We start from the raw sequence: 21,043 nt of genomic DNA on the forward strand, positions 1-21,043 counted from the left end.
CGCTTAAATCGCAGCAGCAGACGGCGTAGCCTGCACCCGGGCCGGCGAGAGGAATTGCCAGCCGCACCCGGGGGGATGATCTATGCACGCATCCCATGCGATCGACGGTATTGCCGGGCCGTTCGACGCCTTCGCGGCGGCGCTGCCCGAATTGTCTCCGCTCCGGGCGGCCGTCGTCGCGGCCTGCCGCCGGCCCGAACCGGATTGCGTCGCGCCGCTCCTCGATCAGGCGCGCTTCTCGCCCGATGCCGCCCGGCGCGTGGCCGATCAGGCCCGGCACTTGGTCGAGGCCCTGCGTCGGCAGACCCGCCGCGGCGGGGTCGAGGGCCTGATCCACGAATACGCGCTGTCGAGCCAGGAAGGCGTGGCGCTGATGTGCCTCGCCGAGGCGCTCCTGCGCATCCCCGACGCGGTGACCCGCGATGCGCTGATCCGCGACAAGATCGCGGGCGGCGACTGGCGCGCCCATCTCGGTCACAGCCCGTCGCCGTTCGTCAATGCGGCGACTTGGGGCCTGCTGGTCACCGGCCGCCTGGCTGCCACGCGCGACGAGGCCGGCCTCTCCGCCGCGCTGACCCGGCTGATCGCCCGCGGCGGCGAGCCGGTCATCCGCACGGGGGTCGATCTCGCCATGCGGATGATGGGCGAGCAGTTCGTGACCGGACGGACCATCGCGGAAGCCCTGCGCAACGCCGCCCGCATGGAAGCGAAGGGCTTCACCTACTCGTACGACATGCTCGGCGAAGCCGCGCTCACCGCCGCCGATGCGGAGCGCTACACCCGTTCCTACGAGGGGGCGATCCGGGCCATCGGCGAGGCGTCCGCCGGGCGGGGCGTGCTCCGCGGGCCGGGGATCTCGATCAAGCTCTCGGCACTCCATCCCCGCTACGTGCGGGCGCAGCGCGGCCGTGTCCTCACGGAGCTGGTCCCCCGCGTGCAGGCGCTCGCCGTTCTGGCGAAGGGCTACGACATCGGCCTCAACATCGACGCCGAGGAGGCCGACCGCCTCGATCTGTCCCTGGACATCCTCGAAGCCCTCGCGCTGGATCTGGCGCTTGCCGGCTGGGACGGGCTCGGTTTCGTCGTTCAGGCCTACGGCAAGCGCTGCCAGTTCGTCATCGACGTGCTGATCGACCTAGCCCGGCGCAGCCGGCGCCGTCTGATGGTGCGCCTCGTGAAGGGTGCCTACTGGGACAGCGAGATCAAGCGCGCGCAGGTGGATGGGCTGGCCGACTTCCCGGTCTTCACCCGTAAGGTCCACACCGACCTATCGTATCTCGCCAGCGCACGCAGGCTTCTCGCCGCGTCCGACGCCGTCTTCCCGCAATTCGCGACTCACAACGCTCAGACCCTGGCCAGCATCGTCGAGATGGCGGGCCCGGCGTTCCGGCTCGGGCAGTACGAATTCCAATGCCTGCACGGGATGGGCGAGCCGCTTTACGAAGCCGTCGTCGCCGGAACCGACCTGCGGCGGCCGTGCCGGATCTACGCCCCGGTCGGCACGCACGAGACGCTGCTCGCCTACCTGGTCCGGCGGCTTCTGGAGAACGGCGCCAATACGTCGTTCGTGAACCGGGTTGCCGACGAGTCGGTGCCGATCGCGACGTTGATCGCCGATCCGGTCGCGACGGTGGAAGCCATGCCGCGGCCCGGCGCCCCGCACGACGACATCGGGCGCCCAGGCGCCCTCTACGGCCCGGCCCGGACCAACGCGGCGGGCCTCGATCTCACAGACGAGGCCGAGCTGGTCCGGTTGTCCGAGGCCCTGGTGGCGAGCGGCCGGATGCCGTGGCACGCGGTCCCGACCGGTGCGGATCCGGCCTCGGCGGACAGACCGGTGTGCAATCCCGCCGATCGTCGGGACCGTGTCGGGGCCTGGTGTCCGGCCGCGCCGCCGGACATCGAGGCAGCGCTTGCACGCGCCGAACGCGCCGCCGAAGCCTGGGCCTCGACCCCGCTCGGCACCCGCACGGCGTGCCTGCGCCGCGCCGCCGACATGCTCGAGGCGCGAATGCCGGTGCTGATCGGGCTGATCGTGCGCGAGGCCGGGAAATCCTATGCCAACGCTGTGGCGGAGATCCGCGAGGCCGTGGACTTCCTGCGCTACTATGCGGCCGAAGCACAGCGCACCTTCGACGGCGCGCAGGTTTCCCTCGGGCCGGTGACCTGCATCGCGCCGTGGAACTTCCCGCTGGCGATCTTCGTCGGGCAGGTCGCCGCCGCCCTGGTGGCGGGCAATCCGGTCCTCGCGAAGCCGGCCGAGGAGACGCCCCTGACCGCCGCCGAAGCGGTTAGGGTGCTGCATGAGGCTGGCGTCCCGGAAGACGCGCTCCAGCTTGTGCCCGGCGACGGCGCCGTGGGTGCCGCCCTCGTTGGCGACAGGCGCATCGAAGCGGTGATGTTTACGGGCTCGACGGCAGTGGCCAAGGGCATCCAGCGCATCCTCGCCGAGCGCCTGAGCCGCCATGGTGAGCCGGTGCCGCTGATCGCCGAGACCGGCGGTCAGAACGCGATGGTGGTCGATTCCTCGGCGCTGGCCGAGCAGGTAGTGGCGGACGTGATCGCGTCCGCGTTCGATTCCGCGGGCCAGCGCTGCTCCGCGCTGCGGATCCTGTGCCTCCAGGAAGAGATCGCAGATCGCACGCTGCACATGCTTCGGGGCGCCTTGCGTGAACTCGCGCTCGGGGACCCGCGCCAGCTCTCCGTCGATGTCGGCCCGGTCATCACCGCCGAGGCCGCGCACACGATCACCGCCCACGTGGCGACGATGCGCGACCGCGGCTTTGCCGTTGAGCAATTCGCGTGTCCGACGCAGGCGGCAAACGGAACCTTCGTGCCGCCGACCCTGATCGAGATCAGCCGCGTCGCGGATGTCGAGCGCGAGGTCTTCGGGCCGGTGCTGCACGTGCTGCGCTACCGCCGCACGGATCTCGACCGGCTCCTCGATACGATCGATGCCACTGGCTACGGCCTCACCTTCGGCCTGCACAGCCGCATCGGCGAGACGATCGCGCATGTGCTGGACCGTGTCCGGGCCGGAAACCGTTACGTGAACCGCAACATCATCGGCGCGGTGGTGGGCGTGCAGCCCTTCGGCGGATCCGGGCTGTCGGGGACGGGTCCGAAGGCAGGCGGCCCGCTCTATCTCGGCCGACTGGTCCGGAGGCCGCCGGCCGCTTCATTGGACGGGCTCGGAACCGGCGATACGCTCCTATGTCCCTACGCAGCGTGGCTGCGATCGAAGGGACACGGTCGGTTGGCGGAGGCCCTCTCATCCGCTCGATACCCGGCCGCCGCGCAGATTGACCTCCCGGGGCCGGTCGGCGAGCGGAACCTCTACGGCCTCCGAGCACGCGGGCGTGTCGCGGCCATCGCCGCGACGGAGCCAGGTCTCTTCCTTCAGGTCGGCGCGATCCTGGCGTGCGGGAATCGCGCCGTCGTCATCGCGCCGGAGCCGATCCGGGCCGCCCTTCGCGGTCTGCCGCAGGCCTGCGCGGCACGCGTTGCCGACGCTCCGGCTCTGGAGGCAGCTGGCGACGTCGCGGCTATCCTGTTCGAGGGCGATGCCGACGGCCTTCGGGGTCTGAACCGGACCGTCGCGGCGCGCGCCGGGGCGATCCTGCCGGTCCAGGCCCGGACCCCGGAGGCGCTGGCAGGGGGCGACCTCTACACCGCGATCGGGCTCGTCGACGAGGTCTCCACCGCGGTCAACACGGCCGCGGCGGGGGGCAATGCCAGCCTGATGAGCGTCGGCTGATGACCGCGTCGGTGGTCAGGCCGAGCGGCGCAGATTCCAGAACAGCGGCAGGCCGGTGAGCATGCCCTCGAGGTCTCGTCGGTAGGCGGTGGGCTGGAAGTACTGGCCGCACGGAATGTAGGCGCCGATCTCCAGCACGCGCGCCTGGATCCGCGCCGCCACCGCCTTCTGGGATGCGAGGTCGGGCGCAGCGAACCAGGCGCTGCGCAGCTCCTCCAACGCGGTGTCGGTCTGCCAGCTCGGAACGCCGGCTCGACCGTTGCCGCGGATGACCAAGTGATAGGCCGGCGACAGATGGTCCAGGCCGCCGGAGAAGATCCCGAACATCGACCAGCCGCCCTGGTCGAGGGGCTTCGGGCTCAGGATGCGCTGGTTCACCGTGCCCCAGTCGGTCGCGACGAGATCGACGTTCATCCCGAGCTTGCGACAGAGATCGGCCATCACCTCGCAGATCGCGTTGATCCGCGGCACGTCCGTGCCGGCGAGCAGGACAATTCGCTCGCCCTTGTATCCCGCATCCGCGAGCGCCCGCTTCGCCGCCGTCAGGTCGCGCGGGCCGGTGAGCGACTCCAGGCCGACTTCGGACGCCATCGGGCCGCCGGGCGTGAACACGCCCGCCGGACCGCGCCGGATCGCGGCATCGCTGCCGGCGACCGCGTCCATCATCTCGGCCTGGTCGACGGCCGACAGCAGGGCCCGGCAGATCGCCGGGTTGTCGAACGGCGGCAGCGTGTGATTGAGCCGGATCTGTCCGATCAGCCCGGCCGTCTCCACGAGATCGACGCGCACCGCCGGCTGTCGCAGCAGGTCGGGCACAAGGTCGACCAGCGGCTGCTCCCACCAGTCGATCTCGCCGGAGCGCAGGGCGCCGGCCGCGGTGGCGCCGTCGGGAATCGTGCGCCACTCGACGCGGTCGAAATGTGCGATCCGCGGCCCCGCCGTGAAGCTCGGTGTGCCGCCCTCGCGGGGGCGGTAGGATTCGAACCGCCGATAGACGTTGAGCGAGCCGGGCACCCGCTCGTCCGGGACGTAGCGATACGGTCCGCTGCCGACGATCTCCGAGACAGCCTGGGTTGCCGGAATCGTGCTCAGCCGCTCCGGCATGATGGCGGGGAGGTAGGAGGTCGGTTTCGCAAGCGCGTCCGGCAGGAGCGGGAACGGCCGCTTCAGGCGGAACGTCACAACCGTGTCGGACGGTGCCGTCAGCGCGTCCACCGTCGCGAACAGCGCCCCACCATAGGCGTCGCGCAACGCCCAGCGCTTGAGGCTCGCGACCACGTCGCGGGCGAGCACCGGCGTGCCGTCATGGAAGCGGAGGCCGTCGCGCAGGGTGAGCTGCCAGGTCAGACCGTCATCCGACACCTGATGACCGGCGACCATCTGGGGCTGTGCGCGATACCCGGCATCCAGGCTGTAGAGGGTGTCGAACACCATCAGCGCGTGGGTGCGGGTGACGTAGTTGGTGGTGATGATCGGATCGAGCAGCGCAAGATCGGCGTAAGGCACGAATTTCAGCGTCGTCGCGGAGGCTGCCCGGACCAGAGCCGGCCGGGCGAGCGTCCCGGCAACCAGGGCGCCGGCGCCTCGCAGCAGCGTGCGTCGCTTCATCGATGGGTCCCCGATGCGCCGGCGAAGGGGCGCGCGGCCCGGCGTTCGCAAATGCTACGCCAGCGGCTCGGCATCCCGGCGCCCGAGAACGAGAAAACCCGCCCGGCTGGAAGCCGAACGGGTTCAGTCGCCCGGCCTGGCACCGGGCGCAGGCAGATCAGCCGATCAGACCGGCCGCGTGAACGTCGTCAGGCGGCGCGGGACCAGCGGATATCGCCGAGGCTCTCGCGGAAGGCGAAGCGGGCGAGGTGGTCGGAGACCACGTTCTCCAGCCGGGTGAGGTTGACTGGGTCGGCGCTGTCGATGCGCATCACCAGAGCGTCCGGCTCGGCGTCGAACGTGCACACACGGTCCTCGCCGAACGGCACGGTGCCGTGCTCCGGGGTCGCCTCGACCTTGAACTTGTGGCTCCAGTGCCGGCAGAGCTGCTGCAGGTAACGGCTCGCTTCCGTGGTCTGCACGCGGGCCTGTGAGGTGGGCATTCCGTCGGTCTCCAGAAGAATGGCAAGCTGTCTGTCGTTGACGGGTCGTCGATTGATCTCGCATCTGCGAGATAGGTAGTACCGAGAGCAAATGCCATGCCTGATGTGACAGACATGTCCCCGCCGTCTGTGATAAAGGTCAGTCCGAAGCGTTAGCAGCCGCTTAACACCCCGCGCGTCCGCGGCGGAACGCGACGACGCGTGGCACTCCTGCACCCGTCTGCGCGCCGAATTATGGCGCGCCGCACAAATTTCTTAGCCGGCGGGAGGGTCGCGTTCGGGCGCGGCGACGACCTTGCCTGGATTGAGCAGGGCCTGCGGATCGAGGGCGGCCTTGAGCCGCCGCATCAGGTCGAGCCCGACCGGATCGCCGTAATGCTCCAATTCGTCGCGCTTGATCAGGCCGACGCCGTGCTCGGCCGCAATCGAGCCGCCCAGTTCGTGCACGATGTCGTGGACGATCCGGTTGAACCGGCCCCATTCGGTTAGGAACGCGGCCGGCTTCATGTCGGCCGGCTGCGTCAGATTGAAGTGGATGTTGCCGTCGCCGAAATGGCCAAAGCCGCAGGGCCTCAGACCCGGCATCGCGGCGACGCAGGCGGCGCTTGCCCGGTCGAGGAACGCGGGCAGACGCGACAGCGGCACTGAGATGTCGTGCTTGATCGAGGCGCCCTCACGGGTCTGCGCCTCCGGCACACCCTCGCGCAGACGCCACAGGGCGTCGTTCTGGGCGCCGCTCGCGCCGATCGTGGCATCGGCGATCAGCCCGTCCTCGAGCGCTTGGCCCAGTGCCGATTCCAGCTCGGCACGGGTGTCGGCATCCGGACGCGCCGAGGCCGCCTCGATCAGCGTGTAGGCGCCGTGGGCGCCGTCGAGCGGGCGTACGGCGCCCGGAACGTGCCGCAGGACGACCTCCAGGGCGAAGGGCGGCAGGTATTCGAAGGCCGTGAGGTCGCGGTCCATCCGGCCCCTCAGGAACACGAACAGATCCAGGGCGGCCTGCGCCGAATTTAGGCCGACGAAGGCGACGCTGGTCGAGCGCGGTTTCGGAAACAGCTTGAGGACCGCCGCCGTCACGATGCCCAGCGTGCCTTCGGAGCCGATGAACAGCTGCTTGAGATCGTAGCCGGCATTGTCCTTGCGCAGGGCCTTGAGCCCGTTCCAGACCAGCCCGTCGGCCAGGACCACCTCCAGCCCGAGGACGAGGTCCCGGGCATTGCCGTAGGCCAGGACCGCGATCCCACCCGCATTGGTGCTGATGCCGCCGCCGATCCGCGCCGAGCCGCGGGACGCGTAGGAGAGCGGGAAGAGCATGCCGGCCGCATCCGCCGCGTCCTGCACATCCTGCAGGATCATCCCGGCCTCGACTGTGATCGTGGCGTCCACCGGATCGACCGCGCGCAAGCGGGTCATCCGCTCAAGGGAGAGCACCACGCCGCCTGAGGGCACGCCGCCGCCGGTGAGCCCGGTATTGCCGCCGAGCGGGACCACGGCGATGCCCGCCTGCGTGCAGGCGCGGACCGCGAAGGCGACTTCCTCGGTGCTTGCCGGCCGCAGCACTGCCAGGGCCGAGCCGGTGAACAATCGCCGCGTTTCGACCAGATAGGGCGCCAGATCCTCCGGGTCGGTCAGGACATGCCGCGCGCCGAGCGCGTCACGCAGCGCCGTGAGCAGGGTGTCTTGGGAGGTGCCTGGGGAGACCGCGTTCGGAGTCATTGGTAAAATTTTGTAGGCCAGGGCGCCGTCTTGGCAAGCGCCGCTATGGCGCGCGGCGATGCGCACCTTACAACGATTTCCTAGGTCTCGGGCGGCTCAGCGCCCGGCCATCCGGACGATCCACCGCAGAGGCAGTGATGCTCTCCGTTATCCAGAACCCGCCCCGCGTCGCGCTCCCCATCGTCGGCAGCAGCGATCTCTTCCCGGTCCGCCGCGTCTACTGCGTCGGGCGCAACTACGCGGCCCATGCCCGCGAAATGGGGGCCGATCCGGATCGCGAGCCGCCGTTCTTTTTCATGAAACCCGCCGACGCGCTTCAGATCGTCGGGTCCGAACCCGCCAAGCACATCTATCCGCCAAAGACGCGCAACTACCATTTCGAGATCGAGATGGTGGCCGCGCTCGCAGGCGGCGGCAGCGACATCCCGGTCGAGAGCGCCCTCGATCATGTCTACGGCTACGCGGTCGGCCTCGACATGACCCGGCGCGATCTCCAGGACGAGGCCAAGAAGATGTCCCGGCCTTGGGATACCGGTAAGGCCGCGGACGGCTCGGGGCCGATCGGCGCGCTCCATCCGGTCTCGCTGATCGGGCATCTGGCGCGCGGCGCGATCACCCTTACGGTGGATGGCGAGACGCGCCAGAAGGGCGACCTCGCCGACATGATCTGGTCGGTGGCCGAGCAGGTCGCCTACTTGTCGGGATACTTCGATCTGCAGCCGGGCGACCTGATCTTCACCGGGACGCCGTCCGGCGTCGGCCCCGTCGAGCGCGGTCAGCGCATGGTCGGTGCTGTCGAAGGCCTCGGGGACATCACCCTCGACGTCGTCTGACCCGGCATGCTCCTCGACCGGCGCCTGCTGCGGCACCTGTTCCATCTCGGTGCGCTTGCCTCCCGCGGCATGACCCTCGGCGTGCGCGGGATCGCCATCGACCCGCAAGGCCGCGTGGCGCTGGTGCGCCACACCTACGTCAGCGGCTGGCATCTGCCGGGCGGCGGCGTCGAGCGCGGCGAGACCGCGCTCGACGCGATGGTGCGTGAGTTCCGCGAGGAGGCGGAGATCGTCCCCGAGGGGCAGCCGCGCCTGCACGGGCTCTACCGGAACGTGGTGGCCGCGCCGCGCGATCACGTCGCCCTGTTCGTCCTGCCGGCCTTCACGATGCTGCGCCCCAAAGCGCCAGACCGGGAGATCGCGGCCTGCGATTTCTTTCCGGTCGACGCCCTGCCCGAGGGCACCACCCGCGGGACCCGCGCCCGCCTGCGGGAGATCCGCGACGGGCTTCCGCCGGACCCGAATTGGTGAATCGTCACGGTTCGCAAAAGTGGCGCTTGCGTCGCCCGGCGGAATGGTGTTTAGAGAGCGCCGCCGGGGGCCGCCGGCACGAAAGTCCGGGCGGCACGGTACAGTGAGCGGGTGTAGCTCAGGGGTAGAGCACAACCTTGCCAAGGTTGGGGTCGAGGGTTCGAATCCCTTCGCCCGCTCCAGTTTTCCCAACCAGACGAACGATTTCCAAGGCCGCAGCTCTCTGCGGCCTTTGTCGTTTCTGGCTGCCCGTGGCAGCCTTTCCTTGGACGAGCCGCATGGACCAAGTGGGCTCGTCGACCTGAAGAGGAGCGCCAGATCGGCGCCCCAAGCGTCCCAGCTTCTCGGCGGCCGTCTAGGCCCGCCTCAGGAGGTTCGGAGACCGGAAATCCGAGTTCCGGCTGTGCGCAATCGTAGCCCGCGGCCCGGCCGCACGCTCTTCCGTCAGGCGGATCTGATCGATCAGCATCGGCTTGGCGTAGTAGAAGCCCTGCGCGCAACGGATCTGGGTCGCCCCAAGCAGGTAGGCGACCTCCTCGAAGGTCTCGACACCCTCGGCCACCACCGACATGCCCAGTGCCAGCCCGAGTGACTCGATCGCCTTCAGAACGATCTGACTGCGCGGCCGCTTGTCGATGTCGGTGATGAACGAGCGGTCGATCTTCAATTCGTCCGCGGTGATCTCCGCGAGCGCCGCGAGCGACGAGTAGCCGACGCCGAAATCGTCGATGGAGACCCGCGCGCCGATGGCCCGGATCCGCGGCAGGACATCGCGCTGGAAGCGGCCCTTCGTGAAGAAGGCCTCCTCGGTGAGTTCGAGCACGAAGCGTCGTGCCAGGCCGGTCTCGCCGAGGGCGTCGCAGAAGGCCGCCATGAACGGGACGTCGCAAGCCTGCTTGGCGGCAATGTTGAGGCTCACCGACACGTCGGGCCCGAAAATCTCGTCGATGTCGGGCATCGCCCGCACGGTCTCGGTCAGGACCTGAAGCGTGATCTCGTTGATCAGGCCGAGTTCGATGGCGAGCTCGATGAAGTCGCCGGGGGCCTGAATCATGCCCAGTTCGTCGCGCCAGCGCAGGAGCACCTCGACGCCGAGCACCGCGTGGGTGCGCATGTCGACCTTCGGCTGGAAGGCGCAGCAGAAGCAGCGGTCGCGGATCGCCAGCCTGAGTCGCTGCTCGACTGCCATGCGCGCGGTGGCGGCGTGGCTCATCGTCTCCTCGAAGACGCTGACGCCGCCCTTCACACCACCCTTCACCCGGTACATGGCGTTGTCGGCCTGGCGTCGCAGCACCTCGTAGGTGGTGCCGTGCTCCGGGAACAGGCTTAGCCCGATGGACGCCGACGCGAAGATCTCGTGACCGTCGATGAAGAACGGCTGCTTCAGGCGTTCGGAGATGCCCTGCACCGTCGCCAGGGTGCTGCTCGGATCGGAGATCGGGTTGAGCAGCAGCACGAATTCGTCGCCGCCGATCCGCGCCAGCAAGTCGCTCGGACGCAACGCGCCGCGAACCCGGTCGGCAACCTTGCGCAGCAGCGCGTCGCCCGCGTCGTGGCTGTAATAGTCGTTGATATGCTTGAAGTTATCGAGATCGATGAAGGCCAGGGCGAAGCGATCCGCTGGTCCCACCTCCGCGAGGAGTTCCTCGATACTCTGCTCGAACATCGTGCGGTTCGGCAGGCCTGTCAGGGCATCGATGAACGCCCGGGCGATCAGCTCGCGCTGGATCCGGTGATGCTGCGTGACGTCGGCGAGGGTGGTGAGCGTGAAGGTATCCAGCTCGGCGTGCAGCGGCATAGCCCGCGCCTCGACCACGCGCTCGCCGATCTCCTCGATCACAGCGCCTTCGGGCTGATTGCAGGCCGCCTCCGGCAGGTCGTGAAGTGCTTTCGGACCAAGGGCGCGCGCGGCCGCGTTGGCCAACACGCACAGGCCGTGGGCGTCGTGAACCACCACGCCGACCGGAAGCGTCTGAATCGCGGCTTCCAGCAGGCTCTGCCGGTCGCTGGGCAGGGATTGGCTCACGCTCAGCCCTGCTGCCAGAGCGTCTTGGCGGACCGCAAGCCGGCCTCCGCGGCGGCGTCGCTTCCATCGAGGGGCCGCCGGAGAAGGCGGCGATGGACCTGATCGAGAGCCGCGCCGTGTCCGCCATCGCCGCCCGCCTCGCGGCCGAGCCGCGAAAGCGCTGACTGGTCCGCCTCAAGCCCGGTCACCTTACTCATGGTCGCGCCGCGCCAGCGCTCCACGACGGCGCCCACGAAGGCCGCGCCGGCGATTGACGCGCCATCCTCGGGCGCGCGCCCGCTCATATCGTTGCGCGGCTGCCGCTCGGGCGGGAGGGGATAGAAGGTCATCCGCGCCGGCATCGGCACACCCTCGCCGAAAGCGATGACTTCGCCGGTGCCCAGAGAGGGGACGAAGGTGAGCAGATTGACCGCGTCCGAGACGGCCGCCGCCAGGAAGGCCTGGTCTCGGTCGTTGGTCATCCGCATGGCGAACAGCGTGCTGCACTGGGACATGATCGTCGGATCGAGCTCGGCGGGGCGCTGAGTCACGAGACCGAGATAGATGCCGTGCTTGCGGCCCTCACGGGCGATCCGCGACAGGGCGCGGCGCGTCGGAGTGAAACCGACCGAGCGGTCGGCCGAGGCGTAGCGGTGCGCCTCCTCGCACACGAACAGGAGCGGGATCGCGCCCTCGCTCCAGATCCCGAACTCGAAGGCGAGGCGGCAGAGGACGCAGACGACGGCGTCGACCACTTCCATCGGCAGGCCCGCCAGCTGCATGATCGTCATCGGGCGCCCGTCCGGATCGAGCCGGAACAGATGCGCCAGGATCTCGCCCATCATGTCGCCGCCGACATTGGCGTTCTCGAACATGAAGGCATAGCGCGGGTCGTTCCGGAGCGCCTCGATCCGGGTCATCAGGCGGTGGTAATGCATCCGCGAGACGCGGTTCTCCAGACGCCCCATCCGCTCGTCGATCAGCGCGATCAGGTCCTGCAACATGTAGGGGACGGGCGTGTCGATCGTATAGCCGGCGCCCTTGCCGATCGAGCGCTTGACGATCTGTCGATCGCTCGCCTCCTTGTACTGGGCGTACTTGCTCTTCGCGAGCGGGATCACCTCCGCGAGGATCTCGATCTCTTCGTCGACCGGCGAACGGCCGCCGTAGATCACGTCGGCAATCTCTTCCAGGTTGAACAGCCAGAACGGAAGCTTGAGGTTGCGCGGATTGATGACGCTGGCACGGTCGCCAAAGCAGGCGGCGTACTCGTTGTGGACGTCCAGAAGGAAGATGCGCACGCTCGGCCGCGCGCGCATCACCTGATCGAGGATGACCGCGACGCCGCTCGACTTGCCGACCCCGGTCGTGCCCAGCACCGCAAAATGCTTCGTGAGCAGGTCCTCGATTTTGATGCAGGCCGGGATATCCGGGTCCTGATACAGCGCGCCGACAGAAGCCGTGTCGGAGGCCGTAGCCTGGTAGACCACGCGCAGCTCCGCGGGGGGCAGCAGATCGACCGAGTCGCCGATGGCAGGATAGGCGGTGACACCCCGACGGAAGCGCTGCGCGCCCTCCTCGATCACGATTTCGCCGAGGAGGTCGAGACTGGCATAGGCGCCGGGCTGGCGCCCGTGGTCGCTGCCCGACGACAGGGTCGTGATGATGCCGATGAGCAGGGCGTTCCCGGCGTGGATCCGGACGAAATTGCCGACGGTCACACGTACGTCCGGACGGCCATGCTGGCCGGCGAGGGCGAGATGAACCTTGGATCCGTCGATGGAGGTGACGGAGCCGGTTCGAGCCATGGGCGCCCCATCCCGGTCCATCCTGTCGGCGCTCAGCATCGCTCACTCCTCGGCCGCTTCTCGGACGTGCGCCGAGACTGCACGAGCGGTATTAAAGATCCAACTATGATAGAGTTCAGGCGGTGAGATGATTAATCATTGCCTACTCAGATCATCGAGTAATGCGGCTTAGATCCTGGCCTGTATCAACAGTTGCATAGCGAGGTGCGCAATCGTTGCGACACGCGCTGGCGCCACGTGCATGCGGTCACGATGCTTTCAAACGATGCTAAGGCATCGTGCGTGCGCTCGACCGAGGCCCGGTCCCAGATGCCGCTCCTCCCGTCCCGGCTCACGACATGCAGGGAGGGACAATGAGCGCTGACCGGACGCCATATTGCGTCTCGCTTCGGGCTTTCGAAAAGACGGTGCAGCGGCGACTGCGATCACGTGCGTTCGTCTGGCAGGATGAAGCGTTGCGCTTTGCCGCGCCGGAATTTCTGCGAAGAGGAGCCTACTCCCGGGCGGGAATGCGGGAGGTCACGTCTTTTTGCCTCGTCGCCGTCCACCAAGTCGAAACGGGATCAGGAGAGAGGCTAGCCGCCGCATCCCTCGTCGAAATGCTCGCGCATCCAGCACTCACCGGAGATGCGCGCGCCGTTCGATGTCACGAACGCGTAGGGCGAGTGCTCGACGACCGCGCCGCTGCGGGCGCGGATGATCCAGCGGTAACACCGCGGATCGTCCACGCAGGGGACGATCTCGACGGAGTGGGTGCGGGCAGATTCGATCGACATGCCGGGTTAACGTCCAGGATCGGACTTCCGCTCCAATCGCGCTGTTCGGACGGTTACTGAGATGCGGCGTTGCACACACGGTATCGGGTCCCGCGTCCATCGCCGGAACCTTCGGCGGTCCCGTCCGGTTCGGGCGGGACGGGAACGATCGGGTTCGATACCACCACCGAGCGACAAGGACGCGGAATGCCGATCAAGGCCCTGAACGACCGGAACAAGCTGTCGAACGACTTCAATGAGGCCAACGATGCCTTCATCGACGAGGTCTTGAGCGCGCTCCAATCCGGCCAGATTCCCCTGGATCTCGCGCGCGCCTACCTCGCGCATCCCGTCGCCATGATGCACACCGATGGTGCCCAGGCGGTGGCCAATTATTTCGAGCGGATGCTGGCCCAGCGACCGAACATCGACTGGGCGCCGGGCGGCTGAGCGGGGACCGATCCGGTGGAGGAGTGCAGATGACGCCCGAGGAGATCGAGGACTTGAACCGGGCCCGCGCGGCGCTGGCGCGGCAGCGGAACGCCATCGCGCGGCGGCTCAGCGGCCTCGACGTGGCGCCGATCTCGATGGCCGAGGATCTCACGCGGACGCTTTTGGCCATCGAGGCCGTGGACCGCGCCTTGGTCGATGCCGGACAGCCCCACGTCGACATCGGATACGCGCCTGACCCTTAGCGGTCTCGGCCCGGGCGTGGCGCACGGCTCGACCTTGCGCCACGCTCCCGCGCGGGCGTACAGGCTTGGGTGATCCGAGGAGACTCGACGATGACCGACCGCCTGCCCGGCTTCAACACGCTGGCGATCCATGCGGGCGCCGCCCCTGATGCAGCTACGGGCGCGCGCGCGACGCCGATCTACCAGACCACCAGCTTCGTGTTCGACGACGTCGATCACGCAGCCTCGCTGTTCGGGCTCCAGGCCTTCGGCAACATCTACACGCGGATCACCAATCCGACGAACGCCGTGCTGGAGGAACGCATCGCCGCGCTCGAAGGCGGAACGGCTGCTCTGGCGGTGGCATCCGGCCACGCCGCCGAGTTCCTGACGATGCACGCACTGATGCAGCCGGGCGACGAGTTCGTCGCCTCGAACAAGCTCTACGGCGGCTCGATCAACCAGTTCAATCACTCGTACAAGAACTTCGGCTGGTCGGTGGCCTGGGCCGAGAACGATGATCCGGCCTCCTTCGAGGCGGCGATCACGCCACGCACGAAGGCGATCTTCTGCGAGTCGATCGCCAATCCCGGCGGCGTCATCACCGACATCGCGGCGCTGTCGCAGATCGCCAAGAAGCACAACATTCCTCTCGTCGTCGACAACACCATGGCGACGCCGTACCTGATTCGCCCGTTCGAGCACGGTGCCGACATCATCGTGCATTCGGCGACGAAGTTCCTCGGGGGCCACGGCAACTCGATCGGCGGCCTGATCGTCGACGGCGGCTCGTTCCAGTGGGCGGGCGATGCGCGCTACCCGATGATGAGCCAGCCACGGCCGGAATATTCCGGCATGGTGCTGGCCGAGACCTTTGGCAATTTCGGCTTCGCTATCGCCTGCCGGGTCCTAGGACTGCGCGATCTCGGGCCGGCCCTGTCGCCGTTCAACGCCTTCCTGATCCTCAACGGCATCGAGACGCTGCCGCTGCGCATGCAGCGCCATTCCGACAACGCGCTGACGGTGGCCAAGCATCTGTCGACGCATCCGGCGGTCTCGTGGGTCAGCTATCCCGGGCTGGAGAGCGACCGCTATCACCAGCTCGCCCGGCGCTATACGCCAAATGGGGCGGGGGCGGTGTTCACCTTCGGGCTGAAGGGCGGCTACGAGGCCGGCGTCAAGCTCGTCTCGAACCTGCAGCTGTTCTCGCACCTCGCGAATATCGGCGACACGCGCTCGCTGATCATCCACCCGGCCTCCACCACGCACCGCCAGCTGACCGACGCGCAGAAAACTGCCGCCGGTGCGGGTCCGGACGTGGTCCGGCTGTCGATCGGCTTGGAGGATCCGGCAGACCTGATCGAGGATCTGGACGCGGCACTCGGCGGCTGATCCCGCGCGTCATCGCGCGCACAGCGAAGCGACCCGGAGCAACGCGCGATCTGATCGCGGTGCTGCCTGGATGGCTTCGCTCCGCTCGCAAGGACGGCGGAGAAGGATTGACCGTCCGCCGCGCGCTACGCCTCCAAGGGCGCGGTCGGCGAGACGCTCAGAAAGCGTCCGCCTCGAGGACCATGGTGCTCTCGGCCCCGGCCTTGATCCGCGTCAGGCGCAGGCCGGTCTCCGGCAGCATCCGCTCCATGAAGAACCGGCCGCCTGCCAGCTTAGACTCCCAGCGCGGAGAGGGCGCCTCGGCGTGCTTGGCCAAGGCCGCCTTGGCAATCCGCGCCCACATGTAGCCCAGTGCCACGAGGCCGAAGAGGTGCATGAAGTCGGTCGCGCCCGCCCCGGCATTGTCGGGCTTCGCGAAGGCGTTCTGCATCAGCCACATCACCGCGCCCTGCAGGTCGTTCACCCCGGCCTGAAGCGGCTTGACGAACGGCGCCATGGCCGAGTCCTCGCCGTGATCCTTGAGGAAGGTCTGGACCTCCCCAAGGAAGGCCATCATCGCCCGGCCGCCGTCCTTGGGCAGCTTGCGGCCGATCAGGTCCATGGCCTGGATGCCGTTGGCGCCTTCGTAGATCATGGCGATGCGGGCATCGCGCACGAACTGCGACATGCCCCATTCCTCGATGTAGCCGTGACCGCCGAGGAGCTGCTGCGCTTCCACCGCGTTGGCGAAGCCGCGATCGGTGAGCACGCCCTTCACCACCGGGGTCATCAGCCCGAGATAATCGTCGGCAGCCTGCCGCTCCTTGGCATCCTCGGAGCGGTGCAGGATGTCGGCCTGAAGCGCGGTCCAGAGCATCAGGGCGCGCGACGCCTCGTTGAAGGCACGGATCTGCATCAACGTGCGCCGCACGTCTGGATGGACGATGATCGGGTCGGCCGCCTTCTCGGGTGCCTTGGCGCCGGTGAGCGCCCGGCCCTGGAGGCGGTCCTTCGCGTAGGCGGCGGCGTTCTGGTAGGCGACCTCCGACTGCCCGAGGCCCTGGACGCCCACGGCGAGTCGCGCCTCGTTCATCATCACGAACATGGCGTTGAGGCCGCGATTCTCCTGGCCGACCAGCCAGCCGGTCGCCCCGTCGTAGTTCATGACGCAGGTGGCGTTCCCGTGGATGCCCATCTTGTGCTCGAGAGAGCCGCAGGACACGCCGTTGCGCGCGCCCAGCGACCCGTCGGCGTTTACCAGGAACTTGGGCACGACGAAGAGTGAGATGCCCTTGGTCCCGGCGGGCGCGCCCTCGATCCGGGCGATGACGAGGTGCACGATGTTCTCGGCGAGGTCGTGCTCGCCGGCCGAGATGAAGATCTTGGTGCCGGTGAGGCTGTAGGAGCCGTCGCCGTTCGGAACCGCCTTAGTCTTCAGCAGGCCGAGATCCGTGCCGCAATGCGGCTCGGTGAGGTTCATGGTGCCGGTCCAGGCGCCCTCGACCATCTTGGGCAGGTAGAGCGCCTTCTGCTCCTCCGTGCCGTGAACCAGCAGGGCGGCCATCGCCCCCTGCGTCAGGCCGGGATACATCCCGAAAGCGAGATTGGCGCCCGAAGCAAATTCCTGGATCGCCGTGTTGAGCGTGTGCGGCAGCCCCTGTCCGCCATAGGCCTCGGGGACCGAGAGGCCCATCCAGCCGCCTTGCGCGTAGGTATCGTAGGCCGCCTTGAAGCCGGTCGGCGTGCGGACGGTGCCGTCGGCCTCCCGGCGGCAGCCCTCGACATCGCCCGTCCGGTTCAGCGGGGCCAGCACCTCTTCCGCCAGCTTTGCGCCCTCGCGCAGGACCGCCTCGACAACGTCCGGCGAAGCATCGGCGAAGCCGGCCAAGTTGTCGCGCGCGTGAAATCCCAGGACGTCCGTGAGCAGGAACAGCGTGTCGTCGACCGGTGCGCGGTACTGCGGCATCTCTGGCTTCCCCCGGCTGTGCGCGGACCTCTTGCATCGATCCGCCGCGTTGGCCGCATGTAAACGGTCCGCCGCCCGGCGATCAACGGCGAAGCCTTGCCGCAGGGTGACGACCGGCCTCTGCCATCACGGGCTTCTGGGCTAGGTAATTACCGGACCATCGAGCCCTTAACCTCGTGTTTACCAAGAAAGTTAATCGTCACGCTCGAACGATCCGATGTGCGCGTTCCGCGGATACCCAGCCGGGATGTCTCCGTCGCGCACAGGATCGGTTGCCGAACGCTGCCGACGACAGGCCACCGATGACCCGCAACGCGATGCCGCAGCTCGACAGTTTCGATCCCGAGGTGTTGGATGCCGCCCGGGATGTCGCGGCGCGCGCGGGCGTTCCGCTGGAGACCTGGATCGCCTCGGTGGTGCCGCAGGGGCAGCCGGCGCCGGGAGGCAATCGGCGTCACCGTCGCCGTCATCGCGCCGAGCAACTCGCGCATACCACCGGCCGGTCCGAGACCGTGGCCGCCGAGGAACGCCGCACGGCCAAGGCCGAATCGGCCGAAGGCTACGGCAACGGCATCAACGCCCTGATGGACCGCCTCGACGGCCTCAACCGGGTGCTCGACGAGGAACGGCGCAGCGCTCAGGAGGCCGAGGCACGCCGGCTCGCCGAGATCGAGGCGCGCATCGAGCGCGCCCTGAAGGCTGCGCCCGTCCAGGAAGTCACCGACCGTCTCGGCGATATTGAGCGCCGGATGTCGCAGCTCGGGGAGCAGGTCGCCGCCACCCGCCCGCCGGGCCGCCGCGCCCGTCCCGCAGCCGCCGACATCCGCAACGCGGTCCAGGATATTCGCCAGCGGCAGCGGGAGCTGTCGCAAGAGGTCGCCGCCGGACCCACGCTCGATGCCGCCTCCGACGGGGGCGTGGTCGCCAGCATGCGCCTGGACCTCGCCCGCCGGCTCGAAGCCCGGATCGAGGAGGTTGCCGCGCCTTCTGCGGCCCTGTCCGAGTTGCAGGACGAGACTGCCCGCCTGCGCGAGGCGATCAATCAGCTGGCCACGAGCCGCGATATCGGTGCGCTGGAGCAGGCTGTCGTTTCGCTGGCGAGTGGCGTCGAGCGCGCCCAGGCGGGGACCGATCTCACCGCTATCGCGGTCCCGATCGAGCAGGTCCGGGCTCAGGTCGAGCGCCTGGCCGAAGAGGTCGCCGAGAATGTTCACAGCCGCGTCGCCGAGGATGTGCGCCGCCTTGCCGAGCGCCTCGACACGATCGCCGCCACGGGTGCCGCGGATCCCCACGGGCAGACCCTCGCCGGCCTATTCTCGGAACTCGAGGAGATCCGCCGCCTGATCGGTACCCTGGCGGGTCCCGAGCGGATTCAGAGCCTCGCGAACAGCCTGCAGGCCGTGAGCGCGCAGATCGCGCAGCTGCAGCGGGTCGGGACCGGCCAGGATCTGCGGCCGCTGCTGGAGGAGATCCGCAGCGACGTGAAGATCGCCGCGCCGGCGGCCCTGGCCGAGCAGATCCAGGCGATGGCCGGCAAGGTCGATCTTCTCTGCGCGCGGGACGACTGGTCCGAGCACGCCGAAGACGGCACCGGTGCGCGATCCGGCGAGATGGCTTCCATCCACGCCATGCTGCGCAGCCTCGCCGACAAGGTCGACCAGGTCGGCATTCGTTCTGAGCACGAAGGGCTCGATGCGCTTGAGCGGCAGGTGGTCACCTTGGCCGGCCGGCTCGACGCCCCGCGCGTCTCTGATCCGGCGCTCGTCAGCCTCGAGCATACGATGGGCGAGCTGCTGCGGCAGGTGACGGCCCTGCGCGAAGCCGCGCCGAGCGAGGCCGTGGTGGAACGCGCCGCGCGCAGCGCCGTGGCCCAGACCCTCAAGGGCTCCGCGATCGGCGCCGACAGCGGCGAAATCGGCCTGCTGCGGGCCAGCCTGGCGGACATGCAGGCGCGGCAGGTCACCTCGGATCAGCGCCTCGGCGCCACGCTGAACGGGGTGCAATCCGCGCTCGAACGGCTGATCGACCGCCTCGGCCCGGTGGATACCGTCGGCGCGCGGGCGCCATCCCTGGACGAGCGCCTGAAATCCTCGACCAGCCCGGAGGCCGCTCTGGCCCCGGCGGAGGCAAGGGTTGCGGCCCGGCAGGACGGCGCCGAGTCCCTGCGGATCTCCGACGACCTCCTCGAGCCGGGCAGCGGGCGTCCCAACCGTGCTTCGCGTGCGGGCCGGGAGGCCGGTGCGCGCCGCTCTGTGAAGCAGCGCACCGCGGACCTGATCCGGGCCGGTGAGACCGGGGAGGCTGCCGCCGAAACCGATATCAAGACCAGCTTCATCGCGGCGGCGCGCCGCGCTGCGCAAGCCGCTCAGGCGGAACTCGCCGCGGAGGCACCGGCCGAGCGCCGCGACGCGCGCGACCAGAAGATGGTGCTGACGCCGTCAGTGTCGGAAGACGGCCGCTTCGCGCGCCTGCGCGCCGAGATCGACCGCCGCCGCCGGCCGCTGCTGCTCGGCCTGGCCGCCATCGTGCTGGCCCTGGGCGCGCTTCAGGCGATCACCATGCGCGGCGCGGAGGAGCAGCGTCCGGTCGTCGCGAGCCAGGCCGCCCCGGTCCGTGAGGAGCCGGCGAAGGCGGCTGTGCCGGATGCCGGCCGCGACGAGACCAAGGAAGCGCCGAAGGACACGCCGGCTGCGAAGGCGCCGGTCAGCGAACCGACGACCACGCAGGCCCTGCCGACCCCGCCTCCGGCCGAGGCGCACCCGCCGGCTTCCAAGGCGTCGGTGCCGCAGATCTCGGGGATGAACAGCCTGCAGGCTGATCTCGGCAACCTGCCGCCGGCTCTCGCGAAGCTGAAGGCGGCCGCACTGGACGGCGACGGCGCGGCGATCTTCGATCTTGCGACCCGGGAGGCCGACGGCCGCGGCATGCCCCGCGACCTCGCGGTCGCGGCCAAGCTCTACGAGAAGCTCGCCACGGCCGGCTACGCCCCGGCTCAGTACAAGCTCGGCGGTCAGTACGAGAAGGGATCCGGCCTCGTTCGGGATCTCGACAAGGCGAAGCTGTGGTACGGCCGCGCCGCCGAGCAGGGACACGCCCGCTCGATGCACAATCTCGCGGTGCTCTACGCCGAAAATCCCGCCGCCAGCGGCAAGCCGGATTTCGCCTCCGCCGCCTCGTGGTTTCGACAGGGCGCCGAATTCGGCGTCCGCGACAGCCAATACAATCTGGGAGTGCTGTACGCGCGGGGGCTGGGGCTGACGCAGGATCTCGTGCAGTCGTATGCGTGGTTCGCGGCGGCGGCAGCTCAGGGCGACGACGACGCCGCCAAGAAGCGGGACGACGTCGCCAACAAGCTGAGCCCGGCCGACCTCGCCAAGGCGAAGGGCTTGGCGGCGACGTTCAAGCCGCGAAAGATCGACGCGGCCGTCAACGAGCCGCCGGCCCCGAGGGCCGGTGCAAACGCCCCGATGTCGCTCCTCGGCGCGCCCGCGCCGAACACGGTGGCCTTCTCGGCGCCCGCACGGCGGACCTAGCGGCGAGCTGCCGCCCCGCGAGGCCCGCGATCCGAGCTTGACCGCCGTGCCGCGATGCGGGAAC

14 protein-coding genes and 1 tRNA gene are annotated in these 21,043 nt (G+C 68.9%); 8 read left to right on the forward strand and 7 right to left on the reverse strand.

Annotated elements, in window-relative coordinates; genetic code table 11:
• The first annotated feature begins 82 nt into the window (after nt 1–82).
• Entirely contained in the window at nt 83–3,757 is a 3,675-nt protein-coding gene (gene putA / locus AC3WSN_RS30055; protein ID WP_492542943.1) for a trifunctional transcriptional regulator/proline dehydrogenase/L-glutamate gamma-semialdehyde dehydrogenase, read from the forward strand.
• A gap of 15 nt (nt 3,758–3,772) precedes the next feature.
• Here putA and AC3WSN_RS30060 read toward each other — a convergent pair whose 3' ends face one another.
• The 3 genes from AC3WSN_RS30060 to AC3WSN_RS30070 form a co-directional block, all read right to left on the reverse strand.
• Complete coding sequence (locus AC3WSN_RS30060; protein WP_492542944.1) at nt 3,773–5,365, reverse strand: ABC transporter substrate-binding protein; 1,593 nt, start codon at nt 5,363–5,365, stop codon at nt 3,773–3,775.
• A gap of 188 nt (nt 5,366–5,553) precedes the next feature.
• Nucleotides 5,554–5,847 carry a DUF2218 domain-containing protein gene (locus AC3WSN_RS30065; protein ID WP_192706816.1) on the reverse strand — a complete coding sequence of 98 codons (294 nt, stop codon included), beginning with the start codon at nt 5,845–5,847 and terminating at the stop codon, nt 5,554–5,556.
• Nucleotides 5,848–6,102: 255 nt separating this feature from the next.
• The gene (locus AC3WSN_RS30070; protein ID WP_492542946.1) at nt 6,103–7,563 is read right to left on the reverse strand and encodes an FAD-binding oxidoreductase; all 1,461 of its coding nucleotides are present in this window, start codon (nt 7,561–7,563) and stop codon (nt 6,103–6,105) included.
• Nucleotides 7,564–7,700: 137 nt separating this feature from the next.
• Here AC3WSN_RS30070 and AC3WSN_RS30075 point away from each other — a divergent pair, with 137 nt between their 5' ends.
• The 3 genes from AC3WSN_RS30075 (at nt 7,701) to AC3WSN_RS30085 (ending at nt 9,049) form a co-directional block, all read left to right on the forward strand.
• Nucleotides 7,701–8,396 (forward strand): fumarylacetoacetate hydrolase family protein, encoded by a 696-nt coding sequence (locus tag AC3WSN_RS30075; protein WP_492542949.1) that lies wholly within the window; start codon nt 7,701–7,703, stop codon nt 8,394–8,396.
• A 6-nt stretch (nt 8,397–8,402) separates the two neighbouring features.
• Nucleotides 8,403–8,867, forward strand: a complete 465-nt coding sequence (locus AC3WSN_RS30080; RefSeq protein ID WP_192706819.1) for an NUDIX domain-containing protein — start codon at nt 8,403–8,405, stop codon at nt 8,865–8,867.
• Between the two features lie 107 nt (nt 8,868–8,974).
• A tRNA-Gly gene (locus AC3WSN_RS30085) sits at nt 8,975–9,049 on the forward strand.
• Between the two features lie 173 nt (nt 9,050–9,222).
• Here AC3WSN_RS30085 and AC3WSN_RS30090 read toward each other — a convergent pair.
• From AC3WSN_RS30090 to AC3WSN_RS30100, 3 genes are all read right to left on the reverse strand, one after another.
• Complete coding sequence (locus AC3WSN_RS30090; RefSeq protein ID WP_492542951.1) at nt 9,223–10,893, reverse strand: putative bifunctional diguanylate cyclase/phosphodiesterase; 1,671 nt, start codon at nt 10,891–10,893, stop codon at nt 9,223–9,225.
• 2 nt (nt 10,894–10,895) lie between these two features.
• Nucleotides 10,896–12,719, reverse strand: a complete 1,824-nt coding sequence (locus AC3WSN_RS30095; protein WP_492542953.1) for an ATP-binding protein — start codon at nt 12,717–12,719, stop codon at nt 10,896–10,898.
• Nucleotides 12,720–13,255: 536 nt separating this feature from the next.
• The gene (locus tag AC3WSN_RS30100) at nt 13,256–13,456 is read right to left on the reverse strand and encodes a hypothetical protein (protein WP_492542954.1); all 201 of its coding nucleotides are present in this window, start codon (nt 13,454–13,456) and stop codon (nt 13,256–13,258) included.
• A gap of 186 nt (nt 13,457–13,642) precedes the next feature.
• Between AC3WSN_RS30100 and AC3WSN_RS30105 the strand changes: the two genes are divergently transcribed.
• From AC3WSN_RS30105 to AC3WSN_RS30115, 3 genes are all read left to right on the forward strand, one after another.
• Nucleotides 13,643–13,885, forward strand: coding sequence for a hypothetical protein (locus AC3WSN_RS30105; protein ID WP_192706823.1), 243 nt, complete (start codon nt 13,643–13,645; stop codon nt 13,883–13,885).
• Between the two features lie 29 nt (nt 13,886–13,914).
• Nucleotides 13,915–14,130, forward strand: a complete 216-nt coding sequence (locus AC3WSN_RS30110) for a hypothetical protein (RefSeq protein ID WP_492542956.1) — start codon at nt 13,915–13,917, stop codon at nt 14,128–14,130.
• A gap of 90 nt (nt 14,131–14,220) precedes the next feature.
• Nucleotides 14,221–15,501 (forward strand): O-acetylhomoserine aminocarboxypropyltransferase, encoded by a 1,281-nt coding sequence (locus AC3WSN_RS30115; protein ID WP_492542958.1) that lies wholly within the window; start codon nt 14,221–14,223, stop codon nt 15,499–15,501.
• Between the two features lie 157 nt (nt 15,502–15,658).
• Here AC3WSN_RS30115 and AC3WSN_RS30120 read toward each other — a convergent pair whose 3' ends face one another.
• Entirely contained in the window at nt 15,659–17,446 is a 1,788-nt protein-coding gene (locus tag AC3WSN_RS30120) for an acyl-CoA dehydrogenase C-terminal domain-containing protein (RefSeq protein WP_492542960.1), read from the reverse strand.
• A gap of 302 nt (nt 17,447–17,748) precedes the next feature.
• Between AC3WSN_RS30120 and AC3WSN_RS30125 the strand changes: the two genes are divergently transcribed.
• A complete protein-coding gene (locus tag AC3WSN_RS30125) occupies nt 17,749–20,979 on the forward strand; it encodes an SEL1-like repeat protein (RefSeq protein ID WP_492542962.1) in 3,231 nt (1,076 codons plus the stop codon).
• Nucleotides 20,980–21,043: the final 64 nt, after the last annotated feature.

The organism is Methylobacterium sp. FW102-HT35C08 (assembly GCF_058790235.1).